This is a genomic window from Leucothrix arctica, assembly GCF_003172895.1.
Taxonomy (GTDB): domain Bacteria; phylum Pseudomonadota; class Gammaproteobacteria; order Thiotrichales; family Thiotrichaceae; genus Leucothrix; species Leucothrix arctica.
Genome location: NZ_QGKL01000029.1, coordinates 221,232 through 235,581 on the forward strand (window position 1 = coordinate 221,232; position 14,350 = coordinate 235,581).

The 14,350-nt window shown below is 44.2% G+C and carries 12 protein-coding genes; 10 read left to right on the plus strand and 2 right to left on the minus strand.

The window, feature by feature from the left end:
- Nucleotides 1-122 precede the first annotated feature (122 nt).
- Nucleotides 123-611 carry a flavin reductase family protein gene (locus tag DKT75_RS10135; protein WP_109823306.1) on the plus strand — a complete coding sequence of 163 codons (489 nt, stop codon included), beginning with the start codon at nt 123-125 and terminating at the stop codon, nt 609-611.
- Nucleotides 612-795: 184 nt separating this feature from the next.
- On the opposite strand, the gene rapA is transcribed toward DKT75_RS10135, so the two are convergent.
- Entirely contained in the window at nt 796-3,633 is a 2,838-nt protein-coding gene (gene rapA / locus DKT75_RS10140) for an RNA polymerase-associated protein RapA (RefSeq protein ID WP_109823307.1), read from the minus strand.
- Nucleotides 3,634-3,869: 236 nt separating this feature from the next.
- On the opposite strand from rapA, the gene DKT75_RS10145 reads away from it, so the two are divergent.
- The 9 genes from DKT75_RS10145 (at nt 3,870) to DKT75_RS10185 (ending at nt 13,034) form a co-directional block, all read left to right on the plus strand.
- Nucleotides 3,870-4,709 (plus strand): c-type cytochrome, encoded by an 840-nt coding sequence (locus DKT75_RS10145; protein WP_109823308.1) that lies wholly within the window; start codon nt 3,870-3,872, stop codon nt 4,707-4,709.
- 22 nt (nt 4,710-4,731) lie between these two features.
- Entirely contained in the window at nt 4,732-5,562 is an 831-nt protein-coding gene (nadC, locus tag DKT75_RS10150) for a carboxylating nicotinate-nucleotide diphosphorylase (RefSeq protein WP_109823309.1), read from the plus strand.
- 485 nt (nt 5,563-6,047) lie between these two features.
- Entirely contained in the window at nt 6,048-6,698 is a 651-nt protein-coding gene (gene ftsE / locus DKT75_RS10155) for a cell division ATP-binding protein FtsE (protein ID WP_109823310.1), read from the plus strand.
- Between the two features lie 5 nt (nt 6,699-6,703).
- Complete coding sequence (gene ftsX / locus DKT75_RS10160) at nt 6,704-7,666, plus strand: permease-like cell division protein FtsX (RefSeq protein ID WP_109823311.1); 963 nt, start codon at nt 6,704-6,706, stop codon at nt 7,664-7,666.
- 10 nt (nt 7,667-7,676) lie between these two features.
- Nucleotides 7,677-9,572 carry a DNA mismatch repair endonuclease MutL gene (gene mutL / locus DKT75_RS10165; protein ID WP_109823312.1) on the plus strand — a complete coding sequence of 632 codons (1,896 nt, stop codon included), beginning with the start codon at nt 7,677-7,679 and terminating at the stop codon, nt 9,570-9,572.
- 1 nt (nt 9,573) lies between these two features.
- Nucleotides 9,574-10,530 (plus strand): tRNA (adenosine(37)-N6)-dimethylallyltransferase MiaA, encoded by a 957-nt coding sequence (gene miaA / locus DKT75_RS10170; RefSeq protein ID WP_109823313.1) that lies wholly within the window; start codon nt 9,574-9,576, stop codon nt 10,528-10,530.
- Nucleotides 10,531-10,709: 179 nt separating this feature from the next.
- A complete protein-coding gene (gene hfq / locus DKT75_RS10175) occupies nt 10,710-10,943 on the plus strand; it encodes an RNA chaperone Hfq (RefSeq protein ID WP_026744930.1) in 234 nt (77 codons plus the stop codon).
- An 85-nt stretch (nt 10,944-11,028) separates the two neighbouring features.
- Nucleotides 11,029-12,330: a ribosome rescue GTPase HflX gene (gene hflX, locus DKT75_RS10180; protein WP_109823314.1), complete on the plus strand. Its 1,302-nt coding sequence runs from the start codon at nt 11,029-11,031 to the stop codon at nt 12,328-12,330.
- A gap of 104 nt (nt 12,331-12,434) precedes the next feature.
- Nucleotides 12,435-13,034 carry a DUF1131 family protein gene (locus tag DKT75_RS10185; RefSeq protein ID WP_158278835.1) on the plus strand — a complete coding sequence of 200 codons (600 nt, stop codon included), beginning with the start codon at nt 12,435-12,437 and terminating at the stop codon, nt 13,032-13,034.
- A 78-nt stretch (nt 13,035-13,112) separates the two neighbouring features.
- Here DKT75_RS10185 and DKT75_RS10190 read toward each other — a convergent pair whose 3' ends face one another.
- Entirely contained in the window at nt 13,113-14,318 is a 1,206-nt protein-coding gene (locus DKT75_RS10190) for a glycosyltransferase (RefSeq protein WP_109823316.1), read from the minus strand.
- Nucleotides 14,319-14,350 lie beyond the last annotated feature (32 nt).

The window sequence follows — 14,350 nt, forward strand, 5'->3', positions numbered from 1 at the left end:
TGGGTTAAAAAACTCTTAATCGTGCTCGTCATGTTTATATTAGTCACCAGCTTCCTATATGCCATATAATCACTTTATTCGGCTGAACTAATATAGCCATTACCTAATTTGAGAGTATATGCATGCGACACCAGCCATTTGATCAAAGTGATTTTCGTCAAGGCTTAGGGCTTTTTCCAACAGGCGTCACGATTGTAACCACACAGTCAGATACCGGCGAACCTATCGGCATGACCGTCAGTAGCTTCAACACCGTATCACTCGACCCACCACTAATTTTGTGGAGCATCGACCGTCGTTCACTCAGCCTTGATACTTTCACCAATTGCGAACACTTCGCTATTAATGTCTTGAGCAAAGGTCAGCAAGACCTATCAAACTTATTTGCCAGTAAAGGCGCTGATAAATTTGCAAATACACCATTCAATCAAGGCGTCGGCAAATCACCACTATTTAGCGGCTGCATCGCACAGATGGAATGCAAAACGTGGAAAACCTATGACGGTGGCGATCACGTAATCATTGTTGGTGAAGTACTAAGCTACCACTACAACACAGACCTAGAGCCACTCGTATTCTACTCAGGAAATTACGCTGAAATAAGGTCGTAAGCGACTCGAATATTCAAACACAAAAAAGCCGTCAAACCGAATGCTAATAATTGCACTCAGTTTGACGGCTTTTTTATATTTCAAGCTAGATCTAAAAAAGATCTGACTCTCATCTGCCGAAAAAACAACTTACCAAAATAACAAACACTTCAATACCAAAGCATTATTATTCAAGGCAACGCTACTAAGTTGTAATCAAAACTCGAACAGCTTGAAGCTCGAGTATTGCACGACCTAGATGCTCTTCAGCAACACTAATCTGATCAGTAAAGTGAGCAATCTCTTCATCACGAATCGCAGGATTAACCTTCTGTAGAGCGGTCAAACGCGCCACCTCAGTTTCCAAACGCTCACGACTTTGCTTCTGTGCACTTTCAATCAAAGCAGGTAAACGTGTTGCAGCCAAGGCATCTGCCTTTTCAATCACACTTTCAATATCACTACGAATCGCAGCAATACCCGCTTGAGCTGTTGCTTTCTTAACACGCTCAGCGCGTCCGTTAATCATGTCATGCGTAATCTTTTCAGCATAATCAGTCCCCTTAGCCGTCAACAACATACGTGTTGGCGTCAGGGGTAAACAACTTTCAAGCTGTAGCGACTTAGGCGCGATACAACGCGTACCGTAAATAACTTCTAGCAATAACGACCCCGGTGGCAGACCTTTAATAGCAAGCGTCGCAACCGTCGCATTACCCGTCTCACCACTTAAAATCATATCCATCGCATCAGCAACCAAAGGATGCTCCCAGCTCAAGAAGTCCACATCTTCACGACTCAAACCAAATAGTCGGTCAGTAGTTACCGTCATATCGTCATCACGCAAACCGGGGAAAACATCAGACAACATCTGCTCCGTCGGACGAAGTATCAATGCTTGTTGAGAGTGATATTCCTGATCGATATTGAAACAATCAAATAATAGCTCTAGGTAATCATCCAATGCTTCAGGTGCTTCAGCCGCTTCGATCTTAGCAATCAAATCAGCAGCAACGTCCTTATTACAGGAGTTGATTTCAAGTAAACGATCACGTCCCTGCTCCAAGCTATCACGCATTTCTTGCGTATAACGGGCAGTATCACTAATTAAATCTGCTAGCGCTTCATCAGGATGTGTCAGTTGCTCATGCAACTCACCAGCAAAGTTCTCATAGATCGCTTTACCTACTGCACAACTATGCGTGAATTGGTTCAAGCCTTCTGAATACCACTGAAATAACGTTTCTTGCGCACTATCTTCAAGATAAGGCACATGAATTTTAATTGTGTTTTTCTGTCCAATACGATCCAAACGACCAATACGCTGCTCTAGTAAGTCAGGGTTTAACGGTAGATCAAACAATATTAAGTGCTGCGAGAACTGGAAGTTTCGACCTTCGCTACCAATTTCAGAACAAACCAATACCTGTGCGCCGTTCTCTTCATCAGTAAAGTATGCGGCTGCACGGTCACGCTCAATAACAGACAAACCTTCATAGAAAGCAGCACTGCGAATACCCGCACGAAGCTGTAAATAGCCTTCCAAAGCCACCGCTGTTTCTGCATTTGCACAAATAACTAAAACTTTCTCAGGCTTGAGTTCTTTCAGCTTTTCTTCTAGCCACTTCACTCGTGGGTCGCCACTCAACCAAATCAACTCATCTGACTGCGCTTCAGGTGTTAAACCTTCAACGCCACGTAGCTCATCATCACTATAAATACTTGGCGCAGGTAGCGAATAGCCGAGCAATAGACGCTCTGGAAAGTCAGGAATCGCAGCACGTGTATTTCTAAACAACACACGCCCTGTTCCATGCTGATCTAATAGCTGACGTACCAGCTGACTCACCGAACCAGTTCCTTGAACCGCACCACTCAAGTAAGGCTTAAGTGGCGCAAGTTGTGCATCAGTCAACACCGTATCTTCTGGTAAAGCCAATAACGGCTGCACAACCTCATTCAACGCTTGATAACCTGCTTCTTCTTTGCAGAAAACATCAAGGTCATGAAAACGAGAAGGGTCTAATAAGCGCAAACGCGCAAAATGACTTTCAATACCTAGCTGCTCAGGCGTCGCTGTCAATAACAACACACCTGGAATAACATCCGCTAACTGCTCAATACATTGGTACTCAGGACTTGCTTTCTCAGGCGCCCACTCTAAGTGATGCGCCTCATCCACAACCAACAGGTCAAAGCCTGCTGCCTTTATTTGTTCTTGTCGTAACGGAGACTTGGTCACAAAATCCAAATCACATAAAATTAATTGCTCAGTCTCAAACGGGTTCTCTACCGCGTCCTTTTCTTCTTCCTCACCAAATGGGTCATCTGTCCCATCAAGCAACAAACGTGCTTCGTTGAAGATAGAGAAGTTCAAGTTAAAACGACGACGCATTTCCACCAACCACTGATGTACTAACGAAGGTGGCAATACAAGCAGTACACGACTAGCTAAGCCAGTATGCAATTGCTGGTGAATAACCATACCCGCTTCAATCGTCTTACCCAGACCCACTTCATCCGCTAATAAAACGCGAGGTGCAAAACGCTGCGCTACTTCATTGGCAATATAAATCTGGTGGGCTAAAAGGTTAGTACGCGAACCCATCAATCCAGTCACACCTGATTGCTGTAAACGGTGTTTTTGGTCGAGCGTTTTCACACGAAGGCGGAACGAGTCACCTCGATCTAGCTGACTACTGAAGAGTCGCTGCGCTGGCGAGGTAAATTGCACGAAGCAATCTAACTGTGACTCTTGCACAATTTGCTGCATGCCACTGTCATCTGCCGCAAAGTAAATGTACAAGCCGTTATTCTCAAGGACTTCCTCAATCACTAACTGCTTTTCATCGATCGTACGAATCGACTCACCCTCTTTATAAGTCACTCGACTTAACGGAGCATTTTTAGCTGCGTAAGAGCGTTCTTCTTCCACCGCTGGAAAGTTAATTGTAATCAGTCGATCCGCAACTTCTGAGACGACACCCAACCCTAATTGCGCTTCGGTATGACTAACCCAACGCTGACCTACAACAAATTCCATAGTACTGAACAACTCTCTGATGACTGATCTAAACACTTATTCGACGCAACTGTACCAACTCTAGATAAGAGTGCAACGCTAAAAACAACATGCTATAAAATTTATACAGCTTATAGTCATTATTCCAACTTACTATATAGAGACTCTTGAATCTTTCACCTATAATCTCGCTATTCACGCAACAACCTGACGTGTTGCAGCTCCTTTCCGGGTGCACATTCATTACTGGAGTAAATATGGAATACAACCCTCAAGAGAATAAGTCTCTTAGTCTCATCCTTTTCATTGCAGGTGCTGCAGTACTTGCAATAACTGTTATTGCATTAGTTACAAACCTTGGTTCGACTATTTCAAAGAATAGTGTCGATGGTGACGCTAAAGCGGAGTATCGTCAGCTAGCAATGAACAAGATATTAGAGCCAATCGGATCAGTTGTTTCAGTAGACAAGTCACTTGCTCCTGTTAAGCGTACCGGTGAACAAGTTTACACAGCTGTTTGTGCGGCGTGCCATTCAACGGGTTTGTTAAACTCTCCAATGTTTGGCGACAAAGCTAGTTGGGCACCTCGTGCCGCATTAGGCTTACAAGGTTTGGTTGCATCAGCGATTGCTGGAAAAGGCTCTATGCCTGCTCGTGGTGGTAACCCAGCAACAACTGACGAAGAAATTCGTGACGCGATCCTACACATGACCAAAGACACCGGGCTTGACCTTGAAAAGGCAGGTGGCGAGTCAACTGAAGCCGCTGCTACGGCGACAGAAGAAGCGCCAACAGAAACAACTGTTGCTGAAAAGGTTGCTACTGAAGCCGCGGCTCCAGTCGTCATGGTTAATAACGTAAAGGGTATCGACGTTTACGCTAAGAACTGTTTTGTCTGCCATGACAATGGTGTTTTAGGCTCGCCAAAGATCGCTGTTAAAGCCGATTGGTCTGCTCGAATTGCTAAAGGCACCGATGCTCTTCATGCTTCAGCAATTAATGGCTTAGCGTCTATGCCTGCACGTGGTGGTAACCCATCATTAGAAGACGACGCTATCAAAGCAGCTGTTGACTACATGGTTAGCACTGTAAAATAACTAAAATAGTTAGGAACACACGATGACATTACCCGACAACATAGCGACTAGCGTACAACAAGCCTTACTTGAAGATATCGGTACTGGCGATGTTACTGCTGATTTGATTGTAGAAGTCAGTCAGTCTGAAGCTACCGTTATTTGTCGTGAAGATGCCATATTGTCAGGCTGTGCTTGGTTTGATGAGGTTTTCAAACAAGTTGATGCCAGCGTAAAGGTCGAGTGGCATTTTAAAGATGGCGATAACGTTCCAGCCGACGCTATTCTTTGCAACCTAAGTGGCTCATCTCGTTCGTTACTGACAGGTGAGCGTACTGCTCTGAACTTTGTGCAAACATTATCTGCAACAGCCACTGCAACAAATGCCTTCGTTAAACTTATCAAAGGCACCAAGGCCGATATTCTAGACACTCGTAAAACGCTACCCGGACTTCGTCTTGCTCAAAAGTATGCGGTGACTTGTGGCGGTGGTGCAAATCACCGTGTTGGTCTGTATGACATGATTTTGATTAAAGAGAATCACATCATGGCGGCTGGCTCGATTACTAAAGCCATCGCCAATGCGCGAAGCTTGCACCCAAGTATTAAAATAGAAGTAGAAACAGAGACACTTGCCGAGTTTGAAGAAGCGTGTGCCGCAGATGCTGACATCATTATGTTAGATGACTTTGACTTAGAGACGATGCGAAAGGCTGTTCAGAACAACCCTAAAGGTATTCCTTTAGAAGCTTCTGGTAATGTGAATTTAGAGACTGTCGTGAACATTGCAGAAACAGGTGTAGATAGAATTTCTATTGGTGGAATTACTAAAAGTGTTGAAGCAATTGACCTATCGATGCGCTTCAAGCTCTAACACGTCACACCTCCTGTCACATACATACAAGCCTTGTCACATTTCGACAGGGCTTTTTTTATGCCAACCTTAACAGAAACCAAACAAACGATTAAAATCAACAACTTAAAATAACGTGAACTTTTGGCATAGCTGTTGCTACCTATTAATCAGCAACACAACAACAATAATATGCAAACGAAGACAATGTGTAAGACGAAGACAGGCAGCTAGATAACTAATAACAACAAACGAATAATAAAAATAATGCCTGTATAACAAAATCAATAATTTCAGTCTTACCGACTTTAGAACACGCCACCTCGCTCCCTCGAGGTGGCGTTTTTATTTCTGCGATCTCTGTAACTCCCCCTTTTCTAAATTATCAACTCGATACGAGTGTCGTGACTGTGCTTTACCCTATAAAAAGCGTAGAATCAGCAATAATTTTAAGAATCCCCAATAGTCATTAATATTAATCAGGGGAAGCATATGGGCATCATTGAATGATTGAGCTGCAGGACGTAAGCAAAAAATACCCCACAGGGCAAATTGCACTCTACAACGTAAATCTTAGGCTACAACAGGGCGAAATGGCATTTCTAACGGGCCACTCTGGCGCGGGTAAAAGTACCTTACTAAAACTAATCGCTCTTCTCGACCGTCCGACACAAGGAAAAGTGTTGATTGATGGTTTTGATATTAGCCAACTAAAACAAAACCAAGTGGCTAATTATAGACGAAGCATCGGTGTTATTTTTCAAGACCATCATCTGCTGTCTGACCGTACCATTTTTGATAATGTTGCGTTACCACTCATGATATCAGGCATGCGCCCTGCTGATATCGAGCGTCGCGTGCATGCAGCATTAGATAAAGTTAATTTAATGTCCAAAGAAAAAGACTACCCAATGATGCTTTCTGCAGGAGAAAAGCAACGTATTGGTATCGCTCGCGCGGTTGTTAATAAGCCCAGCATTATTTTAGCCGATGAACCAACGGGTAATCTTGACCCTGGCTTGGCTTCTGACATTATGCAAACTTTCCAACAGTTTAATGAGCTTGGTGCAACCATCCTGATCGCCAGTCATGACCAACCGCTGATTGAACGCATGGGCAAACGCATTATTGCGCTACAAAAAGTTAAGGGCCGGTGAGCAGAATGAGCAAAACTAAAAAACAAGCGACCTCACCTATTCGGAGCGGCGTTAGCCAGCACAAACAAGCATTCACTCATAGCTTGATGCACCTTTGGCAAAACCCGATATCGACATGGATTACGCTTGCGGCGATCGCTATCGCTTTATCGTTACCTGCAGGCTTGTACATTTTATTGGGTAACCTCAAAACGCTAACTGATGATAACCGTGAAGTACCGACGATCTCGCTTTACATCAAACAAAATATCACTGAGCAGCAAGCACAAGATCGTGCCGAACTTCTCTCAGAGTTAAAAGACATAGAAAATGTGAAGCTCGTTCGTCGAGAAGATGGCCTTAGACACATGCAACAAATTGCAGGTGTGCAAGACATTATCGATACCGTTGGTGGTAATCCACTTCCTCACGTACTCGTCGTTACGCCCAAAATGAGCTTATTCGGTGACTCCGGTGTGGACTTGGAGTCACTTGCTTTACGACTCAAGAACTACTCAGAAGTCGATACCGTACAAATGGATATCGAGTGGGTTCAACGACTTAGAGCCATTTTACACATTGCAGAACGTGTTGTATTGGTGGTGGCGTTCCTTTTAGGACTCACCGTATTACTGGTTGTGGGCAACACCATTCGCTTGAATATTGAAAATAGGCGAGAAGAGATTGAAGTCACCCGATTAGTCGGTGCGACGACAGCCTATATCCGTCGTCCTTTCTTGTATGGTGGCCTTTGGTATGGGCTATTTGGAGGCGCGATGAGCTTAGTCATCGTCCACTCTTCCTTATTGTTTATGATTGCCCCTGTAAACCGCCTTGCTGAACTCTATGGAAGTCATTATTCCGTCTCAGGTCTTGGCGTATCAGTCACACTTATTATATTGTTCTGCAGTAGTTTACTAGGACTGTTTGGTGCATGGTTAGCCATGGCTCAACACCTTCGCAAGAAACACCTAATGCAGGAGTCATAAGGCACCACCTATGTTTATCAAACAACTCCCCCCCCATCTGATTAATCAGATCGCTGCTGGCGAGGTTGTTGAGCGCCCTGCTTCTGCAATCAAAGAGTTACTTGAGAACTCACTGGATGCAGGTGCGACACAGATTGATATCGACATAGAGCAAGGTGGCGTCAAACGCATAAGAGTGCGTGACAATGGCCGAGGCATTAATAAAGAAGAACTCTCTTTAGCCCTTAGCCGTCACGCAACCAGTAAAATCGCATCACTTGATGACCTTGAAAGTGTTTTATCCTTTGGCTTCAGAGGAGAAGCACTGCCAAGTATTGCATCAATATCTAGATTGGCGGTCAGCTCTAAGTCTCAGGACGAAGACCAAGCCTGGCAACTCCAAGGTAACGGCCAAGAAGAGTTCGATGAACCGACACCCTGCTCACATGCTACCGGCACGACGATCGACGTTAGAGATCTTTTCTTTAATGTCCCTGCTCGACGTAAGTTCTTAAAGACCGAAAAAACTGAATTCCGTCACCTTGAAGATGTTGTTAAAAAAGTAGCGCTGAGTCGCTTTGAAACAGGCTTCACACTCAGACATAACCAAAAAACGGTACTCAACTTACGCCCTGCGACAACCTTAAAAATGGCTGAGCGCCGCGTTGCTGAGATATGTGGCCCGGCATTTACCGAGCAATCCATTCGCGTTGAACACGAAGGTGCGGAACTGACGCTGACTGGCTGGATAGGCCTGCCAACGTTCTCACGCTCACAAGCAGATTTACAATACTTCTACGTTAACCATCGTATCGTAAGAGATCGCGTCGTCACTCATGCAGTGAGACAGGCATATCAAGATGTCTTGTATCACGGTCGCCACCCTGCTTATGTATTGTTCCTAGAAATAGATCCAACGAAGGTTGATGTCAATGCACATCCAACTAAACATGAAGTGCGCTTTAGAGAATCGAGCCTTGTACATGGATTTTTATATAGAAGTCTTCATCGTACATTGGCGGAACTTCGCCCCCAAGACCAACTACCCGATCAAGTAGGCCACGCAAGCACTACAACAAGCTTGGCAGATACTACCCGTAACTCAATGGTTTACCCATCGCCATCTGATCAACAAAATCTCAAAATCCCTGTCAGAGATCAGGTAGATTTATATCGCCGCCTACATGGAAATGACAGCGTTGGAGAATCACCTGCTCAATCATTATCAACCGGTAATTCGTCTGGCACTCATACGAGTCAGATGCACACGCCACAGCAAGCGAGTACTGGCTTTAATTCAATGCCCGTACAGCAACTTAGCAACCCCGCAGAAACAGGCGAAGCACCTCCTTTAGGTTTTGCACTAGCTCAACTGCATGGCATTTTCATACTCTCTCAAAATGAGCACGGCCTAATTATTGTTGATATGCACGCAGCGCATGAGCGCATTACCTATGAATACCTAAAGCGCAGCATGGCAGCAGATAGTATTCGCTCTCAGCCTTTACTAGTTCCTCAGGCAATTGCTGTCAGCAAGAAAGAGGCAGACTGCTCTGAGGCCAATAAAGACACATTTGAGAAGCTTGGCTTTTTGCTAGACCGACTATCACCTGAGAAGCTAACCATTCGCGCTGTACCTAGCCTACTTAAAGACTCTGACGTTGAAGGCTTAGTTCGGGATGTATTATCTGACTTACTGACGCATGGCAGCAGCGAACGTATACAACAAGCGATGAATGAAATACTCTCGACCATGGCATGCCACGGCTCAGTTAGAGCAAATCATCGCCTGACGGTGCCCGAGATGAACTCTTTACTTCGTGATATGGAACGTACCGAACGAAGTGGTCAGTGCAATCATGGCAGACCGACATGGACCCAACTCAGTGTTGATCAGTTAGACAAACTCTTTATGCGTGGGCAATAAAATGACACAACTAGATACTCGATTGCCTCCCGCTATTTTTATTATGGGCCCAACAGCCTCGGGCAAAACCGACCTTGCTGTTGAGTTAATGGATAAATACCCTTGTGAGTTAATCAGTGTCGACTCTGCTCTAATCTATAAAGGGATGGACATAGGTACAGCAAAGCCAGATGAAAAAACGCTTAAAAAAGCACCTCACCGCCTAATTAGCTTTTTAGATCCCTCTGAAAGCTACTCTGCGGCTGACTTTAGACGCGATGCCCTAAAGGAAATAAAAGAAGTCACTGACGCTGGCAAAATCCCGATTTTAGTGGGAGGTACTATGCTGTACTACCGCGCATTAGAATTCGGCCTTGCAGATATGCCTCCAGCCGACCCAGAGATAAGAGCAGCGTTAACCAAAGAAGCGGAAGAACATGGCTGGCAAATGCTACACGACCGACTTGCAAGCATTGACCCTGCTTCAGCTGTGCGTATACATCCCAATGACCCGCAACGATTACAACGCGCATTAGAGGTTTACCAACTCACTGGTATCTCTATGACGGAGCACCACAAAAAAGCGGCACAAGACGCTTTACCTTATCGTTTACTAAAAATAGCGTTAGTTCCATCTGACCGAGAATGGCTCCGTCAAAGGGCAGCTTTGCGCTTTGATTTGATGATAAAAGCTGGATTTATGGACGAGGTAGAGAAACTTTATCAACGCGATGATTTACATAATAAATTACCATCCATCCGCTGCGTAGGCTACCGACAAGCGTGGGAGTTTTTAGACGGTCAGACTGACTTCAATGAGATGAAAAACCGTGCTATTGTAGCGACTAGACAGCTAGCAAAAAGACAACTGACTTGGCTACGTTCCGAGGATAACTTATCTGTCTTTGACACGCTCAAGTATGACATTTCTCTCATTGAAGCCGAAATTGATGCTTTTTTAGCACGAAAGGTCTCTTAGTGTGATGAAATGTACTTTTAGTTCAACCGCATATACTGGTATTATTCACCGTGTATGCAAGGAAGGACTTATGCATACAGCTTCTTACGAGATTGGGAAGCTCACAGGTAATACCTGTTTGCGAGAAACACAATAAAATATAGCAATAACCACAACTGAAAAGAATTAAGGAGAACGACATGTCGTCTAAAGGACACATGCTACAAGAGCCTTTTCTGAACGCTCTGCGTAAAGAAAGAATCCCAGTAGCTATCTACTTGGTAAATGGAATTAAGCTTCAAGGTCATGTTGAGTCTTTCGACCAATTTGTTGTTTTATTAGGCAATGCAGTAAGCCAGTTGGTTTACAAGCACGCTATTTCAACAATTGTACCTTCACGCCCTATCAAGCTAAACATCGAAGAATCAGAGTAATCTGTTGGATTTAACCCCTAGACCCAACAGAATGGGGTGGTGCCTCACCCTATCGGTTGCTCTCTAAATAATAAACGGATAGCAATTGGAATTATTTGACATACCGAAGCACGGCGAATCTAGAATAGACAGTGCCGTGCTGGTTCAAATGAAGTTACACTCCCTTGGCGAGCAGAGAAATGAGCAAGAGTTTAAAGAACTTGTTCGGTCTGCTGGTGCTCGAGAAGTTGCCTTTATTCAAGGTAGCCGGAGCAGACCTGACTCCCGCTTTTTTGTAGGTAAAGGTAAAGCCGAAGAGCTTCACCTAATCGTGGAAAATACCAACCCAGATGTTGTTATCTTTGACCACGACCTCAGCCCTGCTCAAGAACGAAACTTAGAAAAAGAATTACAGTGTCGAGTGATGGACCGCACAGGCCTCATCTTAGACATCTTCGCTCAACGCGCACGCTCGCATGAAGGTAAACTTCAAGTAGAGCTAGCCCAACTCCGCCACATGTCTACCCGCCTTATCAGAGGTTGGACTCACCTTGAAAGACAAAAAGGTGGTATCGGTATGCGCGGACCTGGGGAGACACAGTTAGAAACCGATCGTCGCTTGATATCAATTCGTATCAAACAGATCGACAAACGCCTAAATAAAGTAAACAAGCAACGCGAACAAGGCCGTCAGTCACGGAAGAAAGCAGAGATACCAACAGTTTCTCTTGTTGGTTACACCAATGCTGGTAAATCAACGCTATTCAACCAAATGACACAATCAGAGGTTTATGCCGCTGACTTACTATTTGCGACGCTTGACCCGACACTTAGACGTATTGACTTAGAAAACCAACAAACGATTATCCTAGCCGATACGGTTGGTTTTATTCGTGACTTACCTCACGAGTTAGTGGCGGCCTTTAGAGCAACACTACAAGAAACAACAGAAGCAGACCTTATCCTTCACGTTATGGATAGTCATGACGAAGATCGTGACGAGTACAAAGTTCAGGTTAATGAGGTCATTCACTCACTAGGCGCTGAAGCTACACCTCAGATCGAAGTGATGAATAAAATAGACTTACTCAATCAAGAACCTCGCATCGAATATGGCCACGATGGCGTACCGACACGCGTCTGGTTATCTGCAATGACTAATTCAGGTATTGAAAAACTACTTGAAGTACTTAGCCAAACGTTTGCTGATCGCGTATTTATTGGTGACCTTATATTGCCGCCTGCCTTAGGCCGTCTTCGCGCCCTACTTTATGAAGAAGATGCGGTCACAGAAGAGTCTATTAGTGAGAAAGGTGAATACTTACTCAATGTTTCAATTAAAAAGCGCCGTTTAAATAGTATTTTAAGTAAAGAGTCGCTTGATCTGAAACAGTTAACTAAACAATAAACTGATTGTAATTAGGTATTTAAGCGTAACTATTAAAGTATCGCTTATTGTTTAGCCGTTTGGTTTATGTAAGAATGCCCTAAAGCACACATATGGGGAAAAAAATGTCTAAAAAATTATACCAATGGCTAGGTGCACTAGTGATAACAGCATCGCTAACGGCTTGTAGCGATGAAATCACATCAGTCTCAACAACTGAAGAAGCTGCAGCAACCACACAAACAACCACTGGCTTTTCCGTTTCAGACCTAGGTTTAGGAACAATCACAACCGCCACACCTTTTAACATACATGACGTAACACTCGCGTTTCCGAACTATAGTGTTGTTGAAGAGCTAAACTTTCAAGAGGGTAAGCAGTACCCTATTATTAGCGTCTCTAAAGGTGCTAAAACACTCTTCACGATCAACCCAACGCTAGACTTAAAGTCTATCTACTCGGTCGTCGTGGAAGATAACCTGATTAATAACAGCCTTAACCATCGCTTAGGCACTCTATTCAGCGACATTTATGCTGATGAGAACAAGGTATTTAAATGCCAAGCCGGTGTTGAAGAGATGTCAGGAAAAGTACTATGCCTAGCACCTAAAGCAAGTAAGTTACTGTACCAGTTTGCTGGAACGTGGAGCGGCCCGGATGCTCAACTACCACCAACAGAAGTCTTATCTCGTTGGGCACTTGAAACGATTATCTGGAAGCCATAGATAAACATCATAAAAAAGGGGCTTAGTCATCACTCTGACTAAGCCCCTTTTTTTGCTTTATTGTTTTGACGTTACACCTTACGATGTCGCACCACTTAAGTCACCGGCACGGTCATTAATACGACACAGTGTAGAGTACAAATCATCATGCTGCTTAGTCTGCTGCTCTAAAGTGAAGTTATCCAAACAACGCTGACGGGCCTTCTGCCCTAGCGCTAGTCGCTCCTCTTCACTCATGACAACTATTTTTTCCCAGCTATCTGCCATTGCTTGATCATCTGCAACAGGTACGACATAGCCAGTATCATCAATAATATACGCGTTATCACCAACATCTGTCGCGACACACGGAGTCCCTGAAACCATCGCTTCACCTAGCGTCAATGGAAAAGCCTCACCCAAAGATGTTAATGTGGCGATGTCATAAGCATTCACAATATCAGGGATATCTTCACGATTACCTAACATGTATACCTTACCTTCCAAGCCCAACGATTTAACTAAAGCAGTCAGTGTTTCATTACTGTCATCAACATTAGTACCCACCATCATGAAGCGTACATTGTCATGCTTTTTAGATAACAACGCTGCTGAACGCAAGAAGCCTTCATGATTTTTCTGACGATGGTAACGGGCGGTTTTCCCGATAACGATACAGTCATCAGGAATGTTTAATTCTTTTCGTATTGCTAAGCCTTTATCACGCGCTGGCATAAAGCGTGTCGTATCAACACCGTTTGGGATTACAATCGCTTTACTGTTGTTAAAGCCATAAGGTACATGCTGCTCTTTATTCAAGTGCGAAACGTACATCAAGCACTCTGGCATTCCTGACATCAAACCCCAAAGACGTAACTGCAAACGCTTACGCAGAGGCTCTTGATCATAATGCTCTAGTGGCTCATGCACCGTCCAAATAACATGTGGACGTTTTTTTAGGAAAGGACTACACAGTGTCCCGAACACCCCACCTTGATACATTGTTCCGTGAATAACGTCAGGATTAAATGCTTTCAGCATTCTGTAACCTTGCCACAAAGCAAAGGGATGCTTTCTCAAGGTTAACGAGTGAACAGTCACTCCAAGCTCACGAATACGATCTGCTAGATAAGTCTCCCTATCCATCGAAATAACCATCATTTCAAACTTGTCTTTATCCAATGCGGCAATTAAGCGCATTAACTGTACTTCCGCACCGCCAGTTTCTAGGCCAGTAGTTATGTGAGCAACCTTGATCATGCTTGATACCAAAATATTTTTATCATTGGTTTTCAGTATAGACATTCATGCAGAACAGAATCGATAAACCACTGACA

Bases quoted from the DNA above. Each gene is read 5' to 3' on its own strand.
- DKT75_RS10135 (WP_109823306.1), top strand. From the start codon at position 123: ATGCGACACCAGCCATTTGATCAAAGTGATTTTCGTCAAGGCTTAGGG.
- rapA (WP_109823307.1), bottom strand. From the start codon at position 3,633: ATGGAATTTGTTGTAGGTCAGCGTTGGGTTAGTCATACCGAAGCGCAA.
- DKT75_RS10145 (WP_109823308.1), top strand. From the start codon at position 3,870: ATGGAATACAACCCTCAAGAGAATAAGTCTCTTAGTCTCATCCTTTTC.
- nadC (WP_109823309.1), top strand. From the start codon at position 4,732: ATGACATTACCCGACAACATAGCGACTAGCGTACAACAAGCCTTACTT.
- ftsE (WP_109823310.1), top strand. From the start codon at position 6,048: ATGATTGAGCTGCAGGACGTAAGCAAAAAATACCCCACAGGGCAAATT.
- ftsX (WP_109823311.1), top strand. From the start codon at position 6,704: ATGAGCAAAACTAAAAAACAAGCGACCTCACCTATTCGGAGCGGCGTT.
- mutL (WP_109823312.1), top strand. From the start codon at position 7,677: ATGTTTATCAAACAACTCCCCCCCCATCTGATTAATCAGATCGCTGCT.
- miaA (WP_109823313.1), top strand. From the start codon at position 9,574: ATGACACAACTAGATACTCGATTGCCTCCCGCTATTTTTATTATGGGC.
- hfq (WP_026744930.1), top strand. From the start codon at position 10,710: ATGTCGTCTAAAGGACACATGCTACAAGAGCCTTTTCTGAACGCTCTG.
- DKT75_RS10185 (WP_158278835.1), top strand. From the start codon at position 12,435: ATGTCTAAAAAATTATACCAATGGCTAGGTGCACTAGTGATAACAGCA.
- DKT75_RS10190 (WP_109823316.1), bottom strand. From the start codon at position 14,318: ATGTCTATACTGAAAACCAATGATAAAAATATTTTGGTATCAAGCATG.